This is a genomic window from Bacillus sp. CH30_1T (genome assembly GCF_008364765.1).
GTDB lineage: Bacteria > Bacillota > Bacilli > Bacillales > Bacillaceae_B > Rossellomorea.
Window position 1 is genome coordinate 480,469 of sequence record NZ_VTUY01000001.1, and the last position, 22,673, is coordinate 503,141.

The 22,673-nt window shown below is 42.9% G+C and carries 21 protein-coding genes; 3 read left to right on the forward strand and 18 right to left on the reverse strand.

What is annotated here, in order from left to right; all coding sequences use genetic code 11:
- Positions 1–164: 164 nt before the first annotated feature.
- The 6 genes from F0342_RS02250 to F0342_RS02275 form a co-directional block, all read right to left on the reverse strand.
- Positions 165–797, reverse strand: coding sequence for a response regulator transcription factor (locus tag F0342_RS02250; RefSeq protein WP_149154602.1), 633 nt, complete (start codon positions 795–797; stop codon positions 165–167).
- Positions 790–1,839 carry a sensor histidine kinase gene (locus F0342_RS02255; protein WP_149154422.1) on the reverse strand — a complete coding sequence of 350 codons (1,050 nt, stop codon included), beginning with the start codon at positions 1,837–1,839 and terminating at the stop codon, positions 790–792. Before F0342_RS02255 ends, F0342_RS02250 begins: the two co-directional genes overlap by 8 nt.
- The gene (liaF, locus tag F0342_RS02260) at positions 1,836–2,567 is read right to left on the reverse strand and encodes a cell wall-active antibiotics response protein LiaF (RefSeq protein ID WP_149154423.1); all 732 of its coding nucleotides are present in this window, start codon (positions 2,565–2,567) and stop codon (positions 1,836–1,838) included. The genes F0342_RS02255 and liaF overlap by 4 nt, the downstream gene beginning before the upstream one ends.
- A 201-nt stretch (positions 2,568–2,768) precedes the next feature.
- Positions 2,769–3,422: a PspA/IM30 family protein gene (locus F0342_RS02265; RefSeq protein ID WP_149154424.1), complete on the reverse strand. Its 654-nt coding sequence runs from the start codon at positions 3,420–3,422 to the stop codon at positions 2,769–2,771.
- A 14-nt stretch (positions 3,423–3,436) separates the two neighbouring features.
- Positions 3,437–3,781: a lmo0954 family membrane protein gene (locus F0342_RS02270; protein ID WP_148967341.1), complete on the reverse strand. Its 345-nt coding sequence runs from the start codon at positions 3,779–3,781 to the stop codon at positions 3,437–3,439.
- Positions 3,782–4,107: 326 nt separating this feature from the next.
- The gene (locus F0342_RS02275) at positions 4,108–5,898 is read right to left on the reverse strand and encodes a M3 family oligoendopeptidase (protein WP_149154425.1); all 1,791 of its coding nucleotides are present in this window, start codon (positions 5,896–5,898) and stop codon (positions 4,108–4,110) included.
- Positions 5,899–6,071: 173 nt separating this feature from the next.
- On the opposite strand from F0342_RS02275, the gene F0342_RS02280 reads away from it, so the two are divergent.
- Positions 6,072–6,794: a TspO/MBR family protein gene (locus F0342_RS02280; protein WP_149154426.1), complete on the forward strand. Its 723-nt coding sequence runs from the start codon at positions 6,072–6,074 to the stop codon at positions 6,792–6,794.
- 74 nt (positions 6,795–6,868) lie between these two features.
- Complete coding sequence (locus F0342_RS25260; protein ID WP_262481601.1) at positions 6,869–7,003, forward strand: hypothetical protein; 135 nt, start codon at positions 6,869–6,871, stop codon at positions 7,001–7,003.
- Between the two features lie 25 nt (positions 7,004–7,028).
- Here F0342_RS25260 and F0342_RS02285 read toward each other — a convergent pair whose 3' ends face one another.
- The 3 genes from F0342_RS02285 to F0342_RS02295 all read right to left on the reverse strand — a co-directional run bounded on the left by F0342_RS02285 (position 7,029) and on the right by F0342_RS02295 (position 13,788).
- Positions 7,029–8,915 carry a cation:proton antiporter gene (locus F0342_RS02285; protein ID WP_188048368.1) on the reverse strand — a complete coding sequence of 629 codons (1,887 nt, stop codon included), beginning with the start codon at positions 8,913–8,915 and terminating at the stop codon, positions 7,029–7,031.
- Between the two features lie 133 nt (positions 8,916–9,048).
- Entirely contained in the window at positions 9,049–10,365 is a 1,317-nt protein-coding gene (locus F0342_RS02290) for an oligosaccharide flippase family protein (protein ID WP_149154427.1), read from the reverse strand.
- Positions 10,366–10,659: 294 nt separating this feature from the next.
- Positions 10,660–13,788: an efflux RND transporter permease subunit gene (locus F0342_RS02295; RefSeq protein ID WP_149154428.1), complete on the reverse strand. Its 3,129-nt coding sequence runs from the start codon at positions 13,786–13,788 to the stop codon at positions 10,660–10,662.
- A gap of 164 nt (positions 13,789–13,952) precedes the next feature.
- Here F0342_RS02295 and F0342_RS02300 point away from each other — a divergent pair, with 164 nt between their 5' ends.
- Positions 13,953–14,807 (forward strand): TetR/AcrR family transcriptional regulator, encoded by an 855-nt coding sequence (locus F0342_RS02300; RefSeq protein WP_149154429.1) that lies wholly within the window; start codon positions 13,953–13,955, stop codon positions 14,805–14,807.
- Between the two features lie 60 nt (positions 14,808–14,867).
- Here F0342_RS02300 and F0342_RS02305 read toward each other — a convergent pair whose 3' ends face one another.
- The 9 genes from F0342_RS02305 to gntK all read right to left on the reverse strand — a co-directional run bounded on the left by F0342_RS02305 (position 14,868) and on the right by gntK (position 22,673).
- Positions 14,868–15,293: a DUF1284 domain-containing protein gene (locus tag F0342_RS02305; protein WP_149154430.1), complete on the reverse strand. Its 426-nt coding sequence runs from the start codon at positions 15,291–15,293 to the stop codon at positions 14,868–14,870.
- 14 nt (positions 15,294–15,307) lie between these two features.
- Entirely contained in the window at positions 15,308–15,961 is a 654-nt protein-coding gene (locus F0342_RS02310) for an NAD-dependent epimerase/dehydratase family protein (RefSeq protein WP_149154431.1), read from the reverse strand.
- A gap of 157 nt (positions 15,962–16,118) precedes the next feature.
- A complete protein-coding gene (locus F0342_RS02315; RefSeq protein ID WP_262481602.1) occupies positions 16,119–16,319 on the reverse strand; it encodes a hypothetical protein in 201 nt (66 codons plus the stop codon).
- Positions 16,312–16,470, reverse strand: a complete 159-nt coding sequence (locus tag F0342_RS24635) for a hypothetical protein (protein ID WP_188048386.1) — start codon at positions 16,468–16,470, stop codon at positions 16,312–16,314. The genes F0342_RS02315 and F0342_RS24635 overlap by 8 nt, the downstream gene beginning before the upstream one ends.
- Before the next feature lie 16 nt (positions 16,471–16,486).
- Positions 16,487–16,681, reverse strand: coding sequence for a hypothetical protein (locus F0342_RS02320; protein ID WP_149154432.1), 195 nt, complete (start codon positions 16,679–16,681; stop codon positions 16,487–16,489).
- Between the two features lie 110 nt (positions 16,682–16,791).
- The gene (locus F0342_RS02325; protein ID WP_149154433.1) at positions 16,792–18,756 is read right to left on the reverse strand and encodes a hypothetical protein; all 1,965 of its coding nucleotides are present in this window, start codon (positions 18,754–18,756) and stop codon (positions 16,792–16,794) included.
- 43 nt (positions 18,757–18,799) lie between these two features.
- On the reverse strand, positions 18,800–20,071 hold the full coding sequence (locus F0342_RS02330) for an ATP-grasp domain-containing protein (protein ID WP_149154434.1): 1,272 nt from the start codon (positions 20,069–20,071) through the stop codon (positions 18,800–18,802).
- 229 nt (positions 20,072–20,300) lie between these two features.
- Positions 20,301–21,020 carry a YebC/PmpR family DNA-binding transcriptional regulator gene (locus tag F0342_RS02335; RefSeq protein ID WP_149154435.1) on the reverse strand — a complete coding sequence of 240 codons (720 nt, stop codon included), beginning with the start codon at positions 21,018–21,020 and terminating at the stop codon, positions 20,301–20,303.
- Between the two features lie 141 nt (positions 21,021–21,161).
- Positions 21,162–22,673 (reverse strand): gluconokinase, encoded by a 1,512-nt coding sequence (gene gntK, locus F0342_RS02340; protein ID WP_149154605.1) that lies wholly within the window; start codon positions 22,671–22,673, stop codon positions 21,162–21,164.

The window sequence follows — 22,673 nt, forward strand, 5'->3', positions numbered from 1 at the left end:
ATTTTTTTCACTCTTGTTACCAAAATGCACCAAGCCTTATTAGATGTATATTTCACGCTTGGATTCTCATGCTTGCCATTTTGGGGAAGGAAATCCGCTAGCTTTCTTCTTTCTATACGAAAAAGTGACCCAAAAAGTTTTCTTTTTGGGTCACTTTTTCCTTTTTATTTAGCTAAGTCATGTTTAAAAGCATAAATCACAGCCTGGGTCCGGTCCTGGACTCCGAGCTTAGAGAGGATGTTGCTCACATGGGTTTTCACTGTTTTCAGGGCGATGAATAATTCATCGGCAATTTCCTGGTTCGTTTTCCCTTGTGTCATGAGGAGAAGGATTTCCAGTTCGCGGTTAGTGAGCTCTTCATGGGGATGAGAAACGGTCTTTTGTCTCATGCGTGTCATCATTTTCCCTGTGACTTCCGGTTCGAGAATCGATTGGCCGTTGTACGTCTTACGTACCGCTTCGGCAATTTCACTCGCTTTCGATGTTTTCAGCATATAACTGACCGCGCCGGCTTCCAGGGCCGGGTACACCTTATCATCATCCAGGAAGCTGGTGACGATGATGATCTTTGCATCCGGCCACTCTTGAATGATCTCCTTTGTTGCCTGAATGCCATCCATTTCTTTCATCACAAGATCCATGAGAATAATATCCGGCCTCAGCTCCAGGGCAAGATGGACACCTTCTTTCCCATCCGACGCTTCCCCCACGACATCAATATCCGCCTGAGCAGATAGATAAGAAGAAACCCCTATCCTTACCATTTCATGATCGTCGACAAATACCACTTTAATCATTTTTTTCACCTTCATTCTCCACAACGGGAACCTTCACTTCCAAACGTGTTCCCTTATTTGGTACACTGATGATTTTAAACGTACCGCCGATTTCAATGGCCCGCTCCCTCATATTCTGAAGCCCATAGGAACTTGTGACCTTCGATTCGTTCGCATCAAAGCCCTGACCATCATCCACTACCCGTAAAATAATAATGGATTCTCTTTTTATCAATCGAATATCCAAGGAAGTCGCCTTCGCATGTCGCAGGGTGTTTGACACCGACTCCTGCAGAATTCTGAAGAGATGATCTTCGATTCCTTTATCAAGACTCATGTCTTCTATTTTCCACTCAATATCAAGGGGTACCTTCTGAGCCAATTCGACCAACAGCTCCTTCATTCCTTCTTGAAGATTCTTTCCTTTTAACGCAACGGGGCGAAGATGAAGGAGGAGAGCCCTCATTTCAAGCTGAGACTGATGAATCATCTGCTCCACCATGCCCAGCTGCTTTTCTTCATGAGGCGTTCGACCAGTTGAGGGTGTTTCCGTGATGGCTGACATCAGCATGGATGCTGCAAATAGTTGCTGACTGACCGAGTCATGTAATTCTCTCGCCAAACGGTTCCGCTCCTGGGAAACGATTTCCTGGATTCTCTTTTCCTGCTCCTCTGCCTTTTCATTGGCAAGTTTCTGGGAATATCGCGCTTGATCCGTGAGATGCTTCCCTAACGCATCGACCTTTTTCCAAACCTGCTGCACTTCCGAGGTTGCCGTTTCCGGAAAGTTGATCGTGCGGCCCTGCTCCACATTCATCAGGGCATCTTCAATCTCCCTTAACTGCCGTTTATCCCTCAACCCTGTCCGGATGCCGAACACAATTCCGATAAAAATACTTACAACGAGGATAAAACCTGCTCCCGGTATATCCATAATCTCTACTTCCCATAAGAGGGACCAATCCTCCAAGGGATACAAATAAAAATATGACAGCGATAAAAAGATCACCATCCCAAGGGAAAAAAGAATACCTGCAACAATCTGCTTACTGACTGTGCTCATATTCTCTTCACCTCTAAATCCCCGATCCACATCGAGGTGACAATCTTCACACGCTGGACAGCCGTATCATATCCTGGAGTTTGGTAATAAAGGGACTGATTGATCGCTTTCGGCTCCACTTCTTCAAAAACCTCAATTGAACCGGCAAGTACCGAGTGATGCACACTCACTTCCACATCATACGGAATCAATATTTCAATATTGCCTAATATGTTTCGAATCGAAACGACGGACGTCCCTTTAGGAAGAACCGTATTTCCAATATCAATGACCGAGTCTCCGATCACACCCTGGATGTTGATATCATTCCATTCATATACGTCTTCCGGAGTCCGTTTCGGCCCGAACCATTCGTTTTGAAGAGCGGACTTTTTCATGACGAGCGGTTCTTTGGTTTGGGTGAACGTTTCCTTAATCGTCGGAGTGATGTATTTAGGATGTTTCTTCGAATCAGCAAAACGGACAATGATAAATATAAGAATGGCAAACAATAAAAATTTAAATGCTACGGTATTAAAGATATTGACCGCTAAGCTGATAATCCCAAACCACAACAGAATCTTTCCAAGAGTACTCGGAAGCTTCTTTCTTCCAATATAGATACAGAAGGCCGCAATCGAGAGAAAGACGAGAACCCCCCCGTCATAGAATGATACTTCCAACAGTATTAAAAGGGTTCCTATTAAAATGATCCAGCTGATCCCATCTGAGCGTAAACGATTGAACAAGGGGGCTCCTCCTTTCTGGTTATGTATTTATATCATATTTTCTGATTCTAGATTATAAATCCGAAATCCAAATTATATTTCCTCATTCCGGTTAAAAAATCATTTATCCGGACTATATTTGATGATAAAACGGGGTGAACCCATTTGGGCTCCCCCTTTTTTATCGTTACTATTCGTTTTCTTAGATTAGAATACCATGTTTTACGAAGGAATGGCTTCCGTTTCCTCTTTTTTCACTTCTTTTTCTAATTTAGCGATCTTCGCGTCGATCGTATTTCGATAATAAGAGGAATTCACACCATGCTCTAAATGATCTAAGTAAGTTTCAATTTCATCGAATTTAGAGAACGCCTGGTTGTTATAACCTGAAGACGATTCAAGCACAGAATTCACCTTGTTATGGGCACGGGCGATATTCTCTCTTCCCATCAGCTCCATTCGCTTGATGTACATATCCTTCAGCTTGTGCTTCATTTCTTCATATTTTCTCTCAAGCTCTTCAAGCTCTTTCGTTGCTTTCAACTTTGATTCCTGGATACGGACTGCACGCTCCTCATAGTATTTTTGTTCCTGCAGGGCAAATTCATACAGACCTTCTTCATTTGCCTTCGATGCAACCTCAGCCTGGTATTTTCGTTTGTCGGCTAAAGCAGAAGCCTGCTGATACTCTTTCTGGAATTCTTCTTTTAATAGATATTGTCTTTCAACAAGCTTACTTACTTTTTCTACTTCCTGCTCACACTGTCTTAAATAATGATTCAATACGGCTATTGGATTTTTCTTTTCCTTTTTATCTAATGCTTCGTGCAGGTCGGACATGACTGTATTTTTAATTCGTTGAAATAAGTTTGCCAAGTGTAATCTCTCCTTTAGTTTTTTAATTGTGACCATTCTCTTTCAAAATTAGTGAATGGATCCGATGATTTTTCTTCTATAATGACTTCTTCTTTTTTCCAGTTCTTGTAGATCACATACAGAACGTATAGAGCAACCAATCCGATGATCGCCGGGAAGTTGGATATCGAAGCACTAAATGCAGCAAGACCGATCAGTGCCCATAAAATTTTCTTCATTGTGGAATCTGTTTTCACAAACCCTTTAAAGCTGTAATACATGATCACTAAAGAGATGGCGAGCCCTACAATCGGTCCCAAATTGGCAAGCAGGACAATGGCTGCAATCCCTCCGGCTAAAAGCAATCCGAATTTCTTCATATGTTGTTGCCTCCTTTCTTCTTCATGTCTCTATCCTACCTATTTTCCGGATCTCCCATAACGAGCCAGAGCTTTATTTTCGTATCAGACTTGAGGCTTAGGATAGGTAGGACTTGTCGTTTTATTGATGTTTTGGTGAGGGGCCGCGAAATTTGTCGTTTTTTTGAAGAACAGTCGATATATTGAAAATACGGTTAAAAAAATGAAAGGACGGTTTATCAACCTTTATAAAGGTCGATAAACCTGAATACCAGCCGATAAACCCATAACAATCGTTCCACTCAAAATAAGGTCCGTCCCCCAAATGGGAACGGACCCTACAAGCATTATTCTGTTAACTCAAGAAATTCTTCCACATCCGCAATGCATAGCTTGATACCTTTTTCCCAGAAGGCTTCTTTGGTGATGTCTTCACCGAGGTGCTTCATCGCAAGTTCTTCGACATTCATGACTGCTGTGTCACGCAGTAACGCCATGTATTTATCCTCATAGCTTTCATCTGACTCCAGGGCTTTGGCGTAAATACTCAGCGAGAACAAGTATCCAAAGGTGTACGGGAAGTTATAGAACGGTACTCCTGTAATATAGAAATGAAGCTTCGATGCCCAGAAGCGCGGGTGAACCTCTCCAATGGAGTCAGAGAATGCTTCCTTCTGAGCGTCCACCATCAGTTCGTTGAGTTTATCAGCAGATACAATCCCCTTCTTACGTTCTTCATAGAAACGTGTCTCGAATAAGAAACGGGCATGGATGTTCATGAAGAACGCGACACTCCTCTGCAGTTTATCTTCCACCAGGGCAATCTTATCTGCCTTCGTCTCGGCTTCTTTTACGGCAGCATCGGCGACAATCATTTCGGCAAAAGTGGATGCGGTCTCGGCAACGTTCATGGCGTAGTTACGATTCAATGTGTGCATCGGTTTTAATGCGTAGGAATGAAACGCATGCCCTAACTCGTGTGCAAGGGTGGAGACATTCGACATAGAGCCTGAATACGTCATGAAAATGCGGGATTGATCACTTAACGGGAAGGATGTGCAGAATCCACCGGGACGTTTTCCTGACCGGTCCTCTGCTTCGATCCATTGGTTCTCAAAAGCCTTTTCAGCAAACTGGGCCATCTCTTCACCAAAACGGGAGAACTGCTTCAGAATGAATTTTGCCCCCTCATCATATGACATGGTGCCCGTCGACTCTGCCACGGGTGCGTCCAGATCATACCAATCCAGTCGTCGGTCTTTCCCGATTAGTTTCGCTTTTCTTTCCAGGTATTGAACGAAAGGCTGCTTGTTCTTTGAAATAGCGCCCCACATGGCATCCAGTGTTTCTTGCTTCATACGATTATATTCGAGAGGTTCCTTCATCAATTCGTCCCAGCCACGCTTTTTATAGACATTCAATCGAAAGCCGCCCAGGTGATTAAGTGTCCGTGCAAAGAGTTCTTCATTTTGTTCCCAGGTTTTCTCTAATTTTTCAAAAACCTCTTTACGTGTGCGCTCATCCGGACTTGAAAGGAGATTATTAGCCTGACCGACCGATAGTTTTTTTCCATCGTGCTCAATCTCCATGGCCCCTACAATCGTGTCATACATTTGGCCCCAGCCGTGATAGCCGTCGACAGCTAACGCCTGGATAAGTGACTCCTCTGTACTTGAAAGTTTATCTTTCGCTTTTTGTCTCCACTCGTTCAAGACAAACGTGATCTCACTCAGTTGATCATGCTGAAGCAGCTCATTCCAGATTTCCTCTGTACAATCTGAAAGCTGCTGCTGAAACTTTGTAAAAGTAGAAGAAAAGTCGGCACTTAGGCTCGTCACTTCTCCGCGAAGAGAATCTGCTTTCCTGTCATTCATATTTTGAGCTTCCAGACAGCTTACGAAGGCACCTGCCTGACGCAGATACAACATCACTTCTTTTGCTTCTTCAATAAGCTTCCACACCAGGTCAGCATCACTAGCCGATTGAGGCGGATGGAATGCCAGTGCATTGTCTGCAAAGTCATTTTTCTTTTTTCCTAAAGTATCGAGATGCTTTCTGAATTCCGGTGATTCACTTCCTCCTTGGAAAAAAACATCTAAATCCCAAACATCCGAATATGTATGATTTGTACGGTCCATAATGTCCCCCTAATAAATTTTCTCATTGTCCCTATCTATTTCTAATTCTCGATAAATTCCTTAAATCCTTCCTGATCTTTCACTAATCCTTTATCCCTAACTCTCTACATTTGGTTTTTAATATGACAAGCGTGGAATTGTATATTACACCACTACTACAGGGGGGATAATCAATGAAACTGATCTTGAATATTTTAGCATTCGCTTTAGTCATTGTGATGAATACGCTGGCTGTTACTTTGCCTTTAAATAATCAATCAACGGGGGAAATCAGTGACAGGCTCGATATCATGATTACTCCGGCGGATTATGTCTTTTCCATCTGGAGCCTGATATATCTGCTGCTCGCTATTTGGATCATCCGCCAGTTCCCTAAAGACAGAAGAGATCTTCCCCTTTATAAGGAAACAAGCGGACTATTCATCCTGAGCTGCTTATTGAATTCAGCATGGATATTCGTATGGCACTACAATTACTTTCTCGTTTCGGTATTTATCATGATTGGACTTCTTTTAACTCTAATTGCCCTTTATAGACGGGTGAAGAGTACAGGTCCCTCCCTCCTGGATATAGCCCCTTTTTCGCTATATTTAGGATGGATTTCGGTTGCCACGATTGTGAACATTACGTATTATTTGACGGACATCGGCTGGAACGGATTCGGCATTTCGGAAATGGTGTGGGCTTATCTCGGACTGTTTGTTGTTACGGTACTTGCTTTCTGGTCCCGCATCGGGCAGCATGACATGCTCTATCCGCTTGTGTTTGTTTGGGCATTTGTCGGTATCGGAGTAAAGAACATGACAGAACACTCAACCTATTCCTATACTGCCTACGCACTCGCCATTATCATCCTCATCTTTGACCTGGTCTACAAGCGAACACGACATTCATAATGTACACGAAGGTCCGTCCCTCGGGTATAGGAAGCCTTCCGATGACTTACATTAAGTGATAGGGGGTGTGTTGTATGAACCAGCAGAAGAGAAACGTCACTCGTTCCGGAACGGATATTGATGAGGTTAAACGACTCAATCAGCATTCAGGGCTGACGTATAATCAAGTGAAACAGTTACTGGGGGAACAATATAAGGGAAAGAAGTAAAATTCCGCAAAAAGAAAGCGTCGACTTAGTCGGCGCTTTCTTGATTCGTTTCATTTTGAGCTTTTATGATTTCTTTTTCACGTTGTACCGTAAGTTTCTCCTGAATCTTATTCTTTTCCTTACAGGGCTGAGTGAGACTGACAATCACATCTCCCTGCTCAATCTTAGGTGAAGCACCTTCCGTAAAGAACTCGATTCTGCCTGTAGATTTAAGAGCAAACATCAACAATGTGTTTTCATCCCGCTCCTGCAGATAAGATTCAAAGGTGTACTTTTCAGTAATATTCGTTTTTCTAAATACGTCTCCCCGTTCGACACGTTTGTTCAGCTCTTCCCATGTCACGTGGTTTTGGAAGAGGATCCGTCCGCCAATCGTATGAACCATGTCTTCAAGATCATCGTCCCGCTGGCTTCGCAGGCTCAGTTGGAAGAGGTTATTACGGCCGATCTCAGGAACAAATGTCGTACAGACAAGAGCGTTGTAAGAATCAAGCTCCGTAGCCGCAATCATGTACTCATAAGGCGTCATATCCAGATAGTATTCTGTTTGTTCGGAAAGGATTTCACCACGGTAGAATGGGATCCCTGCTTTTCTGACTGAAAACAATCGCTGCCAGGATGAATCCGAAATTAAAACCGGAATCTTCAGGTCTTGAAGGGTTTTGGCAAATTCAGTACTGAATTTACTTCCTCCCACAATCATAACTCCCGGTCTTTCATCAATGGCAAGGTCCAATTTTTTCGCCAGCCATTTAATGGAGAAGCCATGTGCACATACTGTAGAGAAAACAAGAGCAAAAGTCAGGGACGTCAGTATAGCCGCATCCTCAAAGCCTTTCTCTAATAGTACTGAAGCAAAATAACTAGAGACGGTCAGTGCGACAATTCCCCTTGGGGCAATCCAACCGACAAGCAATTTCTCCTTATTAGTGAGGTCCGTCCCTATTGTAGACAACCAAATCGATAATGGTCGGACGATGAAGAGCATAAGCAGGACGAATGCGACGATGTTCCAGTTAAAGATTCGTAAAAGCGTGTCTACGGTTAAGGATGCCGTCAGCATAACAAAAATGGTAGAAATGAGCAGAACCGAAATGTTTTCTTTAAAGTGACGCATATCATCGATGGATGAGATATGCATGTTTGCAAGGGTCATCCCCATTGCTGTGACGGCTAATAGTCCTGTTTCATGTGTGATCTGATCTGAAACTGTGAAGCAGGCAAGAACCAGTGCAAATACAACAGGTGATTTCAAGAACTCCGGTACATGTCCATTTTCAAAAATGAAACCTGTGAATTTCCCTAGTGCCCATCCAAATACAACGGCAAATAAAGAAGCTGCAAAGAATAGTAATAGGGTTAATCCTGTTACGTCATCGCTTATTAAAAAGTTAATAATTTCAAAAGCAAATACTGCGAGAAGTGCACCGAATGGATCAACCACTATCCCTTCCCATTTCAGGATAGCCGCCGGTCTTGGTTTAAGCTTTGCCTGTCTGAGCAGCGGTAGAATGACGGTTGGACCCGTAACGATAAATAATCCACCTATCACAAAGGAAACAGCCCAGGATAAACCCGCCACATAGTGAGCGCCGAGTGAACCCAAGATCCAAGCGAGTAGAGCTCCAAATGTCACAATTCTAAATAAAGGCTTGCCTAATCCCTTTACCTCTCGAAAATTAAGATTTAAGCTTCCTTCAAAAAGAATGATGGCAACCGCCATTGATATAATGGGTTTGAATACTTCACCAAAATCGTCCTTTGGATTAATGAGACCAAATATAGGTCCTACCAGCAATCCAACAATCGACATGATGACGATGGCAGGAAGCCTGAATCTCCAGGCAATCCATTGGGAAGCGATCCCGAGTACTCCGACTAACATGATGTTGAATAAAATAGAATCGATCATAGCTTTCTCCTTTGAAGGTTATGAAATCAGCCATCATAACAGTAGATAGTATGTACATGTTACCAGAATAAAAGATTTGTCCCTCTTTGTGCAAAACAAAGAGGTTCAAAAGGGCACCTCTGTTTTTTATAGTTTACATTTTAATTGCTGATTTTAACCAGAGAGTCGTTTCCAATTCTCTACATATCGTAAAGTAATGAAGCATGGTAATGAGGACAGCTCCTGCGTTCATGCCAAGAATGACTCCTTCCATTCCAAAACGGGATCCAAGCAAATAGATCAATGTAAAAGAAAATACACTCGACCATACGGTATGAAGGAGAGCATCCTTCACCAATCCCAATCCGATCAAAAAGGCTTGGAGTGGAAACACCAGGAAATGAAAAAGAAAATACGGCCATAGCAGCTTCAAATAATAGGCCGATGCCACAGAATGAAAGAACGTTTCTGTAATATAGTCTCCAAGCAAGTAGTATATGAATACTGCAGGAATACCATATCCTAATGTAATCCACATTACCTGCTTAAGATGGATCAGGATTCCATCAAGGTCCTTTGATGACACTTTTTCCGATACAGTCGGAATTAACACGATTAACATCGAAAAGGCAATAAATGATGGGAAGAATCCGATGGTAAGGGCAATTCCAGCCAGCATCCCGAAATGCTCATTCGCTTCCAGCGCCCCCATACCTGAAAGAACTAAGGCCCATTTGATCAAAAATGGCTGAACCGCATGGGTGAGAGCGTGGAATATCCGCAGCACAGTCGTCGGAATCGATACAGATAATACTGACTTTCTCATTTCAATTGTTGATAATGTAGAATGGCTCTTCTTTCTATTACCCCTAATCTCGAGTACGTAAGCATGAATTAAATAAACAAAGACAACCACTTCACTGGCAATCAGCGTCCCAAGGGCTATGAAGATCGACGCATTGATACCAAAAGATAGAAAATTATAGATCGAAACCAGTAAAAATAGCTGAATTCCTTTACGCAGAAAATTAGCTACTGCAATTTTGCCCATCTGCTGGATTCCCATAAAATAGCCTCTCGTAATCGAAGTAAACGCCACAATGGGAATGACAATCAAAATGAGCCAGCGAATCCCTGGGTGGTATCCTTCAAATAAAGGAGTCCAGGCATATATGAGGACCATGAGAATTAAAAGAATACACGTCGTGATGACCGCAAATCGAAAAGCATAATGAAGCATGCCCCGATGATACTTTTCTTCCCGTTCGGCAAAGAACTTCGAAAGACTGATCGGCAGCTCCATACTTGATAAAATGACAATCAGAAACACAGTCGGCAGAATCGACATATACGAGCCAAGACCAGCCTCTCCAAGCTCTCGAGCCAAAATCATATTGATCACAAACTCCAAACACTCACCTAAAAAAGCCGTCACCACCAGCACCAATGTACCTCTTAAAAACAAACTCATATGTTTTGTACCCTGCCTTTGTTTTAGATGGTCTATTGTATGATGGTTGTCCGGGGAATATGTGAAGTGGTGGCGTGTAGATCATCGGGGTAACATTAAACTTTTGAATCCTACTAAGGAGTACTTACATAAAAATGAGAGGATGGTCACGAGGTTGTTGTGGGACTCTCAGGCAAACTTTCGGCACTTTCGTCGTTTGTTGCGCCAAATTGTGAACATTCTTCAACAAATACCCCTTCCTCTAAATAAAAATCACGAAAAAAGCAGCCCCTCAACAGGACTGCTTTCCTCAACTTACCCTTTTACTGTCTTTCGCTTACGTCCACCGATTTTCCCTTTGATTTTCATCAGGATTTCATACACGATCGGCACAACAACAAGTGTTAATAGTGTAGAACTTGTCAGGCCGCCAATCACAGTTACACCAAGTCCTTTCGAAATCAATCCGCTTCCTTCAAGACCTAATGCCAACGGGAATAGGGCCCCGATTGTCGCAATAGCTGTCATAAGGATCGGGCGAAGTCGGGTGGCACCGGCTTCCAGTAACGCTTCCCTTGTTGATAGACCTTCGTTTTCTTTATGAATCACCCGGTCAATCAGGACGATTGCGTTGGTTACAACGATACCAATCAGCATGAGAGCACCAATCATGGAGGAAATACTGATCGTTTCTCCTGCGATCAAGAGTCCAACCAATGCCCCGATGATCGTAAATGGTAGCGAGAACAGAATGGCAAACGGCGCAAGACCTCCGCCGAACGTGATCACGAGGATCAAGTACACAATGGCAATGGCTGCGAGCATCGCTAATCCTAATTGTGTGAAGGATTCCTGGATGTCTTCTGTTACTCCACCCATGTCTACATTGATACCGGCTGGCAAATCGAGTTCTTCGATTTCTTTTTGAATATCTTGCGAAGCTTTTGATACATCATCCGATTTTAATTCTCCGCTCACTTGAGCAAATACTTTTCCGTCCCTTCTTGAAACAGTATCGGATGTCTTACCTTCTTGAATTTCAACGACGTCTTTAATCGGAACTTCAATGCCCATTGGTGATTGGATTGTTTTATCCGTCAAGTCGTTGATACTTTCGTATTCTTCTTTTTCAACGTCTAGATAGACATTTACCTCTTCTCCATCTTTTTCAATGGTGGTGAGGACCGGACGCTGACGTGTCTGACCAAGTTCCATGGCGATTTGACCGGCTGTCAGGCCAAGCTCACTCAGCTTTTCCTGATCTGCGATGAACGAATACTCATCGTACGATTCAGAGATACTTGATCCCACTTTTTTGAAATCATCTTTATCTTTCATCATAGCCTGAATATCGTTCACAACAGGTTCGATTTCTTTCAGGTTTTCACCGTACACATACACGACAATTTCATTGCTGCCGGCACTAGCGGAGAAGTCTTGTGAAGCCCATTCCCCTTTATCTGTTGTTTCTTGAAGTTTTTTAATGACTTGTTCTTTTTCTTCAGAGAAATTCTCTGTATCGTCGCTATATTGAACATAGAATATTGCATTGTTTGAGCTTCCCGGACTCATTGGGTTCTCTCCTCCAACCGAGTACTGAATCGTTTCAGCCCCTTTACGTCCTTGGAAATACTCTTCTGCATCTTGAGCGATTTGATTTACATCTTCTTCTGTTTGACCGGGCTCTGGTTTATACGTTGCCATGATCATCTTTTCTTCATCTGATGGCAAGAAACTCACACCGATGAGCGGAACCAGGAACAAGCTTCCGACCAGCATCGCGATAGCCAGGAGTGACGTGATGATTTTATGGTTCAGCGTCCAGTTTAATACGCCCTTGTACCAAATCGCTAAACGGCTTTTCTTTTCCACATGCTTCTTCCCGACACCTTTTTTAAACATGGAGTGAGCAAGCATCGGCACAATCGTTACTGCCACTAGAAGTGAAGCCAAAAGGGCAAACACGATCGTTAAGGCGAATGGAAGGAATAGTTCCCCGATCATTCCTTGAACCAATCCTAATGGAAGGAATACAGCGATCGTTACAATCGTGGAAGACGCGATCGGAACGAACATTTCCTTCGTTGCTTCCCGGATCAATTCTTTTCCTTTCAGCATCTCACCTTTAAGGGACATCCGTCGGTAAATGTTCTCTACTACAACGATGGAGTCATCAATGACACGTCCAATCGCTACAGTCATAGCTCCAAGAGTCATAATATTTAACGTGATATCCATCTGTTTTAAAAGTAAAATCGCAATTAACAACGATAATGGAATCGATACGACGGAGATTAGCGTCGATTTAATATCCCGCAAGAATAGCAGGATGATGATGACCGCAAATATGGCACCAAATAATGCTTTGTTCAGCATGGTGCTGACTGATTCCTCAATCGGTTCACCTTGGTCAAAAGTAGAGATGATTTCAACTCCATCCAGCTCTTTTTCAAAAGCTTTCACTTCTTCTTTTACCGCGTTTACAACGTCTACCGTATTGGCATCTGCTGTTTTCACCACTTGAAGTCCGATGGATTCCTTCCCATTAGTTCTTGAAATCGATTCGGCTTTCCCTTTTAGCTCGATATCAGCAATGTCTGATAGTTGTACGGTCGGGATCTTCATCCCGGCAGGCGGAGCTTGAGGAGCTTGCCCCCCAGGCGTTTGCCCTTGTGGAGCTTCCATAGACCCACCAGTTGAAGGTGTCACAGGAATCTTCATCTCTTTCAAATCATCAATCGTTGTAATGTTTCCATCAACCATCACAGATTTCTGACTATCTTTAAACGTGTAAAGTCCTAATGGTGCTGTCACATCAGAACCTTTGATCATATTTTGGACCGTTTCTTCGGTTAAGCCGTATTGAGCAAGCTTTTCTTGATCAAAAACGACTTGTGCTTCTTGAACTTGTTGACCTGAAGCTTGAACAGATGCGACCCCGTCCACCCCTTCAAGTTGTGGTACGATCGTTTCTTCTACAGTCGAAGTTAATTGAGCAAGTGATTGGTCATCATTTGCTACACTGAGTGCGATGATCGGGAAAGCGTTAAAGCTCAGTCTTGATACTTCCGGCTCATTCACCCCTTCTGGAAATGAAAGATCTGAAAGTGCATCCTCAACTTCAGTCTTAGCTTCGTCCATATCTTTCGAGAACTGGTATTCTATCTGAACGGCTGAAGCATTTTGATAAGACGTGGAGCTGACAACATTAACTCCATTTAAATTCTTCAAACGTTTTTCAATTGGTTCTGAAACCTTTTCGGCTACATCTTCAGGGGTAGCTCCCGGATACACCGTCGTAACACTTACAATCGGTGTATTAATGTTTGGTAAGGTTTCGAGTTTCATATTAAATCCTGAATATAAGCCTGCAATAATGACGATGATGGTCATTAACCATACGGCAAACTTATTCTTGAGTACGAAATTAATAATACTATTCACTCTTTATTCGTCCCTTCTCTCTTTTATCTGACCAACTAGTCATAACACAATCTAATATAACTGACCAAGCAGTCATAAGTCAATATACTTATAAAATAAAAGGTTTATTTATTGTGACCAATCGGTCATAATAGAGTCAAGGAGTTTATCAAGGAGAGGAAAGCATGAAGGAAAAAGAGAAATTAATTATTGAAACATCGATTAAGCTGTTTGCCACGAAAGGATTTAACGCCACCTCGGTGCAAGAAATTGTGAACGAGTGTGAGATTTCAAAAGGTGCATTCTATTTATATTTCAAATCAAAAGAAGCCCTTCTGTTAGCTATCATGAAATATTATTTTAAAATGATCACAGCCAAAGTAAATGAAATTGAAAATGAAAATCTGACGCCTTATGAAAAATTCCAAAAGCAATTAGAATGTCAGTTTATTGAAATCTGTAAACATAAAGAGTTTATCATTATGCAGATCAGAGAGAATGCCATGCCGTTTAACGATGAAATCCATGACCTCCTCAGTGAGATGAAAATGGACACGCATCGTTATTATAAAAGAAGATTATATGGGATTTACGGAAAAAAAATCGAGCCCTACTTCTGGGACATCACCATGATGATTCAAGGTTTTTTCCATTCTTATTTAGAATTGGTGATGCTTGATAAGATCGAATTGGATTTTGCCTATTTATCCCGATTCATATTGAAACGTACGGATGATTTAGTGGAAGGTTTACTAAAAAGCGGGGATCAGCCTGTACTTTCCTTTGAGAAATTGGACGACCTGGTGAAGGATTTCACTTCTTCAAACAGAATCAATGAATCCACCCTTGTTCATATGATTGAAGACTCCATAGAAATAGCGGAGGACGAAAACAGCCAAATTTCATTGGAAGTCATCAAAGAAGAAATTCAAAAGGATGATACGCGTATCATCGTCATTAAAGGGATGATGATGAACCTTGAGGAAGACCCAACGCTAAAGCATCTGATGAATGCATTGAGACATTATTATAAAATCTAATGAAAAAGACCCTCACCTGATTATGAGGGTCTTTCTTTTTATTTTATAAAGAAAGTAGCTTTACGCTAAAACATTCTCCCTTAACTTTCCGATCCCTTCCTTACAAACCCCATACTCCAGCCAAGAGCAGCCTTCACATAAATGATCAAGGTCCTCAGGCTTTACCTTTTGTGCCGTTTTACTGATCAATGCTGATTTCATATAGACGTCACCATGTTTCAAGCCTAAATGGTGAAGTACCTTGCTGTCTAACGATAGAACATGGTCATTGGATTCTGCACTTTTTTCACATGCTGATACCCCCTTATGAGGGCAGGCCTGGCAGGCGTCATCGAAGGACTGAACAACCTGGATGGGAAAGTCCAATTCCTCGTTTCGTATCTCTCCCACTATGTCTGCCATCACCTTAACGAATTCAGTACTGTATCCCATGCCTTGAAACCCGTGAGTACAAAGTAGATGATGACCTCTTAGTATCCTCTTCATGGAATCCCCCTTTTTTAAAGCTGTTGAATTTGATCAGATTCATGGATGGTTACTTTTTCACTGCCAGAGCCATTAGCGGCACGGTACATTCCATAAGCCACCTGTCGCCCTGAGATGCTTCTGTATTTTTTCAACTTACCTACCATTACCGGGCGGATGGCTCTGGAGAAGATTTCTCCCGCTTTTTCCCCCAGGCGGAGTTCACCTCTCTCCCCTAAAAGAAGGGATGGCCTGAAAATGTGCAGTGCCGGATAATACAGCGCTATCAAGTCTTCCTCGAGCTCCCCTTTCACCTTACTATAAAAGAACGGTGAACCCGAGCTCGCCCCAATAGCTGATATGACCATATATTGTTTGGCTCCATGGTCTTTACCGAGCCTCCCCAGTTGAATGGGGTACTCATAATCTACCTTTCTAAACGCTTCCTTTGTCTGAGCTTTCTTGATGGTCGTTCCTAGACAACAGAAAACATCATCGATTTCCTCGTGGGGAAGGAGCTTCATCTGATCGAATGGGATGATTCGTTCATCCAACTTTTCGTGCTCCACTCCACTGCTTCTTCTCACGAACGAAATCACTTTTTTATACTCGGGACTCTTGATCAGTATTTCAATCAAATGGGAACCGACTAATCCAGTAGATCCTACTACCAACGCTACTTTCGACATTTTTCATTCCTCTCTTCCAAGTAACTATGTCTTATACCTAGTATAGGGCTTTATTATGTATTTGAACGATTCAACAATCAAAAAAGGTGCCAATCATGTGACTGACACTTTTTTGTATACTGAAACAAAAGATTAAAGTTCTTTATTCTCTTGTCACCTATAACTCTTCATCTTCAAAAAATTGCTGTAATTTCTCATCTTGTTCAGGATCTGCTTTTTCAGACGTATACGGATTATCCTTGACACCTGCTGTATCCATATTGGTTTTGATTGCGAGAAACGGTCCTTTTGGTTCCTCTGCTATAACACGGTCGTTTAACTGTTTGAAATCGGGCATGTCTTTATTTCCTTTATTCACTTTGTCTTCCCTCTTCAATCATTCCACCACCATTCTTATAAGCGATTAGAATAATATCTTCGTTCGTTTGCTGACGAAGTTCACTCTCCATATTCTGCACTTGATTCAACGTACCTTCTGATAGGTTTGCCACCGGAAACTCTTTATTCATCATCTTTCTTCACCTCTTAACTATTTTCGTTTGCTTGTCCGATTTCTTTTTCTGCAATGAACCCGTTCCCTTCCTCAATTGCATGATGTTCCTCTACTGACTCTCCCGGAACATACACTTGACTGGGGTTACGAAGCTGGTTATTCATTGTGAATTCTGGATTTAACGGCGTGTCCATCCGGAACTCTTCAGGTTTCTTATGATCTCTCATCTATTCCACCTCCATTATTTAGTATGGCTACTCATAAAAGAATCATCCAAACTTCATTCAGCTCAAAAAAGCGTTAAGTAACTTAAGCTGCTTAACGCCACCATTCTTCTTCAAACCCACGTATAATCCCTTCCCCAGCTATCCCGGGCAAGATCTTTGATTTCATGGACAATTTCATTTTCCACAGCAAAAGCATCTCCCTGTTCATAAGGATTGTAGTGGAAGGCGTATAGGCGGGAAACAAACTCGTGAAACGGTAGAGAACATTCTCCTTCCAGTTCCCCATTTTCCATGACGGAAGGTTCGATGCCCTGCCCCCAGTTCTGAGAGCCATCGTTATTCGGATTATAGAAATAGATCCGGTATTCGTCCTTAGGATCCTGGGTGATTCTCAAAATCGAAACGGCATGGAATCCAAGAAGCTTTCCATGAACATTTGTGATGAAGATCCCGACCGGATTCGGATAGATCAACCCGTAGTCATCATTGTATTCCGGATGATGAGTGGCATAGAACAAACGAACGAACCCAGGATAGTCTGAAATGAGGCCTGTTAGTGAATCAATGACTGTGCTAAACCCTTTTTGAACCCAATCTCCATAAAATTCCGGATTCACCCAACGGTGTCCATCTTCCCCTCTAAGAGATACACGTCTCATCATCTCACTATAAATACGGTCAAGATGAGGGACGAGGACAAGTGACACAGGGTCAAGCTCTTGATGAAGCTCAGGTGCCAGCCCGCCACTTAATTCTTTCGAATGGACCGGTGTTCCTTCAAACATAATATCGATATCTCCATCCCTTGCCGCCCGTGGAATCAGTTCAAGTAAGTATCCTGGAGCATGCTGTGCCCAAAGGCTGATCCCCCGCGCTGTTTGACAAGTCGGATTTAGGCCTTGTCCAATCCCGATCGGTTGTCCGAGGACATTGATGACACCGGCCAGAAGAACAGAATTTGCTGTTATTCCGTCTCCTGCTTTACACGAATTAAGGAGCGTCTTCCGTACTTCCGGTCGAATATCAAGCTCAATCAGCCTTTTCAATCCCGGTGATACAGGAGATGATGATAATACACCCCGTTCAAGCATAAGAGCGAGTCCGTAAACCGATTGCTTTGTGGCTGGAAAGATTGCCACTTTAATGAGCTGAAAGACGAGTTCCTTATGTTCATCTAAGTTTGCTTTTCCTTTGTCATTTAACTGTAGGGCAGTCGGTACAAGTTCTTGAACCTTTCTGCTTAGGAACCTTAGTAAAATCGCATGCTGAGGAGCAACAAGCCCCGTTTCACGCATGGACCTGGCAAAGGCAACAGCTTCCTTCTCCAGTTCTTCCTTAGACAAGTTCATAAGCTTCTTACGGTATTCACCCGGCTGGGAAATGCTTTTGCTTAAGAGGGACGGACCTTCAATAGCAGACACATACTTTTCTAGAACAAGTCGTTCCGCTACGCTTAATTCTGAATGAAGCATTTTTTTTGCCGTTTCAATCATTGACACGGTCCGTTTCACCATGATCGGGCGCTGCGCAGTCAAACGTTCGATTTCTTTAATCAGTGTAGTTGTAAGTGCTTGATAGGAAAGCTTATCAGATAGAAATCGAAATAACTCCGTTGCTCTTTCACTCTGCTCTCCACCTTCAATCCGTGCTGCTTCTGTTGCTTCAGGGAAAAGTAGGTTCAGATTCAGAACCATTACTTCATTGAGGAAATCCTCTGCCATTTCAGTCGAAACATCAGGATGTTCATATTGACCTTCTGCAATGGATAGCATTCTTAACTCACTAAGAATTTCAATGATCGAAGGAAGCCCCTTCGCTTGAAGCGACCCGGCTACAAGAGGCGGTTGAAGCTTGGACGCCTTTTCCCAGGGACCGTCCTGGAAGACCCCGGCTTTTTCAAAGCGACTTGCACTTCGATATAGAATCTCCAATCCTTCATCCGTATCCAACAATCTTTGAGCTTCCTGATAGACGTCAGTTTGATACATTGATTTTGCAAATGAAGCTGCTCTCTCCAGTTCATTAAGCGCTTGCAGAAATCGATCTTCCAGCTTAGACGTTAATTCAAATGCCATTTCAAAACTCCTTTATCGATCAAAATACCAGTGAATGAGAGAATTAGATATAGAAGTTAAACTGTTCGTATTCCTTTAATAGATCTCTCATGATTTCACTGTCTTCCCCGTAGAAAAAAATCGTTCCGTAATGATTACCGAAGCCGATTCGCTGAGCTACTTTCCCTTGAGCTGGACTGAACATATCATGTTTTTCAAAATAGGCATGGTTCTCCAATTCATCGGGTACCTCCAGCTTCTCCACATAATTAACATGAGGATGGACCATTAAACAACCTGCATGGGCTTTTGCCTTTTCACCTGTAGAAGGGAAAAACTCTCTAAGCTCTTCTTCAGTTGTATTGGGATCACTACAAAGGATTTGGGCTTGATATGCATTAAATCCATAAGCCCGCTCAATCAGATCAAAGATATGCCCACCTGGGACTCTGGCTGCGACTTCACCGAAATGAAGCGTACCATCGGATGTAATGAAATATTCAGGATGAATAACACCGTATTCAATCTCAAACGCATCAATGAGCTGTTGAATCGCCTCACGGATGATCGAACGCTTTTCTTCAAGGGTAGGAGATGCCGGTACGAAATTAGAGTAGCCTAATCGCACATACTCCGTAATATTTAAAAATTGGATCTTTCCATTATGAACAAACGCTTCACACGAGAATTCCTGTCCGTCTAAATGACTTTCCATCAGAAGGGGAAACTCCGACTCAGTGAGAGCATCGATATCTTCCGGATTCTCAATGGCACGGTGTCCTACAGAACCTGCTTTATCAAGAGGTTTTACGTGAATGGGATCGTTCTTATCTCCTTCGACTTTCAGAAGGGCTTCATTCACACGTTTCAAGAACCGTCTTACATCTTCCTTATCCCGTGCTTCTTCAAATACACCTACTTTGATTCCGGCAATTTGCGCTTTACGCTTCATCATCCCTTTATCTCTTAATAGAAGAGAACGATTGAAGACGCGTGGTTCGTTACGGAAACGGGAGTTTAATGCCCCGGACCACTCCACACACTCTTCATACAAAGGAACAGCTACTTCTGCACCCATTGCCTTCAGCTGCTTATAAAGATGATCTGAACCTTCATTCAATCGATCGAAGTCCCAGCCGATAAAGGCAATATCATGTTTTTCTGCATATGCCTCAAAATCAGGCGGGCCAACAACGACAAAAGGCCTATTAAGCTTCGTACACGCTTCGATTGCCGGCAGACTCCAACCGATCAATGCCGTTAGATAGGGTTTGGTTTTTTCCTTTCGATCCACGTTTTGTTCTGCTTGCTGTAATTCAAGTTGATCTAGTCCCATATTTTCCTCTCCCCTTGTCACGTATTTATTCAGATTCCTCTTTAGCATAACAAAGCAGATATGGAGAATGAAGTTTTTTGCTGAATTTTCAATCTATTCGACAAATAAAGTGATAAAGTGACATAATCAGAGGAGAGGTTCTTAGCAACCAACTCTATCATAAAGATCCATTCTTCTTCCCAACAAAAAAAACCCCTAATGCGCCCAGCATCAGAGGTCCTACATTCTATTATTCACCTAAATCAACATTATGATATACCTGCTGAACATCTTCCAAATCTTCAATTGCATCAATCATTTTTTCGAATTGAGCTTGACCGTCTTCTGGAAGTTCGACATCATTCTGCGCAAGCATTGTCAGTTCCGCTACTGTAAACTCGGTGATACCGGCACCTTTAAACGCTTCTTGAACCGCATGGAATTGATCTGGTTCAGCGTAAACGATCACAGATTCATCTTCTTCGATAATATCACGTGCGTCCACATCAGCTTCCATCAGGATCTCCATTACTTCTTCTTCTGATTTCCCTTCAATACCGATTACGGCTGTGGCGTCGAACATGTAGGCAACCGATCCGCTCACACCCATGTTACCGCCGTTTTTACCGAAAGCAGCACGTACTTCTGAAGCTGTACGGTTTACGTTATTCGTCAGGGCATCAACAATGACCATGGAGCCATTTGGTCCGAAGCCTTCATAGCGAAGTTCATCATAGTTTTCTTCTGAACCACCCTTTGCTTTTTCAATGGCACGGTCGACGATATGTTTCGGTACACTGTATGTTTTCGCACGCTCAAGAACAAATTTCAGCGTTTGGTTCAGTTCTGGATCCGGCTCGCCTTGCTTTGCGGCAACATAGATCTCACGACCGAACTTCGCATAAATACGACTAGTATTCGCATCCTTAGACGCTTTCTTTTCTTTAATGTTATTCCATTTACGTCCCATATTGATTCACTCTCTTTCACATTTATCTATAGATACTTTCAATCTTAAAAGGTATTTTCGTTTCTATTATACATGAAAACAACTATTTTTGTTGAAGTGATTCTTCCTACCACTGCCTGAAAAAAAGCTGACTCAGATGAGTCAGCTCCCTTCCTGGTATGCACTTATCGCTTCATATTCTTCTTCCAACAAACGTGGAACGCGAATAAAGATTGGCATGAGTTTCGTATAAGCCTCCGTTGCTTTCGGATCAGGCTGATGGGAATGTACTGAACCGACCATTTCACTCACTTCTTCCAGTGAGTCGATCATCCCGCTGCCATACATTCCAAGTACAACCGCTCCAAGACATGAGCTTTCAAAGCTTTCCGGCACTTCCACTTCCTGATCAAATACATCAGCGAGCATTTGACGCCAAATTTTCGAGCGGGCAAATCCACCCGTTGCCTGGACCCTTTTCGGTGTTCCGATTAATTCTTCCAGTGCCAGAAGAACGCTGTATAAATTCATGACAATTCCTTCTAACACTGCACGGATCATATGCTCCTTTTTGTGATGCATACCGAGTCCAAAGAATGAACCACGTGCTTTTGCGTTCCAAAGAGGGGCCCGCTCCCCGGCCATATATGGATGGAAGAGCAACCCTTCCGAGCCCGGTTCTACTTTAGATGCAATATCCGTAAGAACTTCGTAAGGATCTTTTCCTAACCGGCTCGCCACTTCAACCTCTGCAGAAGCCAGTTCGTCCCGCACCCAACGGAAGATCATGCCACCGTTATTGACAGGGCCGCCAATCACCCAATGATTATCCGTCAAGGCATAACAGAAAATACGTCCTTTCGGATCCGTTACGGGACGGTCCGTTACAGCACGGATCGCACCACTCGTTCCGATCGTAACGGCTACAACACCCGGTTCGATGGCATTGACGCCAAGATTCGATAGGACTCCGTCACTTGCTCCGACGACAAACGGTGTGTCGGCTGATAAGCCCATCATGTCCGTATACTCGGGTTTCAATCCAACTAAGCTCTCTGTCGTTGAGACTGGAATCGAAAGTTGATTTTTTGTAACACCTGCCACCTTCAACGCTTCTTCATCCCAAGCCAGATTTTCCAGGTGAAACATTCCTGTTGCAGAAGCGATTGAGTAATCTACGACATATTTTCCGAAAAAGCGATGGAACACAAATTCTTTAATGGATATGAACTTAGCTGCATTGGAAAACAATTCCGATTCTTCATGTTGCAGCCAGGCAAGCTTTACAAGAGGGGACATCGGGTGTATGGGAGTCCCTGTTCTCCGATAAATCTCTAAACCATTCATTTCTTTTTTTATCTTATCCGCCCATTCGGCACTTCGGTTATCAGCCCAAGTAATGGAAGGAGTCAGTGGCTGGTCATTCTCATCCACCAGGATCAAGCTGTGCATAGCAGAGCTGAACGACACAAACGAGATTTTCTCACTTGTTTTCGAGGTCACTTCCTTTATACAACTGATGACGGCACGGAAGATTTCTTCGGGATCCTGTTCAGCGGTTCCCGGTGCTGGTGTATGTAATGGATATTCGACCCCATGACGATCGATCGCTTCTCCCTTTTCATTAAAAAGTACTGCTTTTGTACTGGTTGTCCCGATATCGACACCAATCAT

Excerpts from the sequence above, each read along its gene's own strand:
- F0342_RS02250 (WP_149154602.1), bottom strand. The coding sequence starts at position 797 with ATGATTAAAGTGGTATTTGTCGACGATCATGAAATGGTAAGGATAGGG.
- F0342_RS02255 (WP_149154422.1), bottom strand. The coding sequence starts at position 1,839 with ATGAGCACAGTCAGTAAGCAGATTGTTGCAGGTATTCTTTTTTCCCTT.
- F0342_RS02270 (WP_148967341.1), bottom strand. The coding sequence starts at position 3,781 with ATGAAGAAATTCGGATTGCTTTTAGCCGGAGGGATTGCAGCCATTGTC.
- F0342_RS02275 (WP_149154425.1), bottom strand. The coding sequence starts at position 5,898 with ATGGACCGTACAAATCATACATATTCGGATGTTTGGGATTTAGATGTT.
- F0342_RS02280 (WP_149154426.1), top strand. The coding sequence starts at position 6,072 with ATGAAACTGATCTTGAATATTTTAGCATTCGCTTTAGTCATTGTGATG.
- F0342_RS25260 (WP_262481601.1), top strand. The coding sequence starts at position 6,869 with ATGAACCAGCAGAAGAGAAACGTCACTCGTTCCGGAACGGATATTGAT.
- F0342_RS02285 (WP_188048368.1), bottom strand. The coding sequence starts at position 8,915 with ATGATCGATTCTATTTTATTCAACATCATGTTAGTCGGAGTACTCGGG.
- F0342_RS02290 (WP_149154427.1), bottom strand. The coding sequence starts at position 10,365 with ATGAGTTTGTTTTTAAGAGGTACATTGGTGCTGGTGGTGACGGCTTTT.
- F0342_RS02300 (WP_149154429.1), top strand. The coding sequence starts at position 13,953 with ATGAAGGAAAAAGAGAAATTAATTATTGAAACATCGATTAAGCTGTTT.
- F0342_RS02305 (WP_149154430.1), bottom strand. The coding sequence starts at position 15,293 with ATGAAGAGGATACTAAGAGGTCATCATCTACTTTGTACTCACGGGTTT.
- F0342_RS02310 (WP_149154431.1), bottom strand. The coding sequence starts at position 15,961 with ATGTCGAAAGTAGCGTTGGTAGTAGGATCTACTGGATTAGTCGGTTCC.
- F0342_RS24635 (WP_188048386.1), bottom strand. The coding sequence starts at position 16,470 with ATGAATAAAGAGTTTCCGGTGGCAAACCTATCAGAAGGTACGTTGAAT.
- F0342_RS02320 (WP_149154432.1), bottom strand. The coding sequence starts at position 16,681 with ATGAGAGATCATAAGAAACCTGAAGAGTTCCGGATGGACACGCCGTTA.
- F0342_RS02325 (WP_149154433.1), bottom strand. The coding sequence starts at position 18,756 with ATGGCATTTGAATTAACGTCTAAGCTGGAAGATCGATTTCTGCAAGCG.
- F0342_RS02330 (WP_149154434.1), bottom strand. The coding sequence starts at position 20,071 with ATGGGACTAGATCAACTTGAATTACAGCAAGCAGAACAAAACGTGGAT.
- F0342_RS02335 (WP_149154435.1), bottom strand. The coding sequence starts at position 21,020 with ATGGGACGTAAATGGAATAACATTAAAGAAAAGAAAGCGTCTAAGGAT.
- gntK (WP_149154605.1), bottom strand. The coding sequence starts at position 22,673 with ATGATTGGTGTCGATATCGGGACAACCAGTACAAAAGCAGTACTTTTT.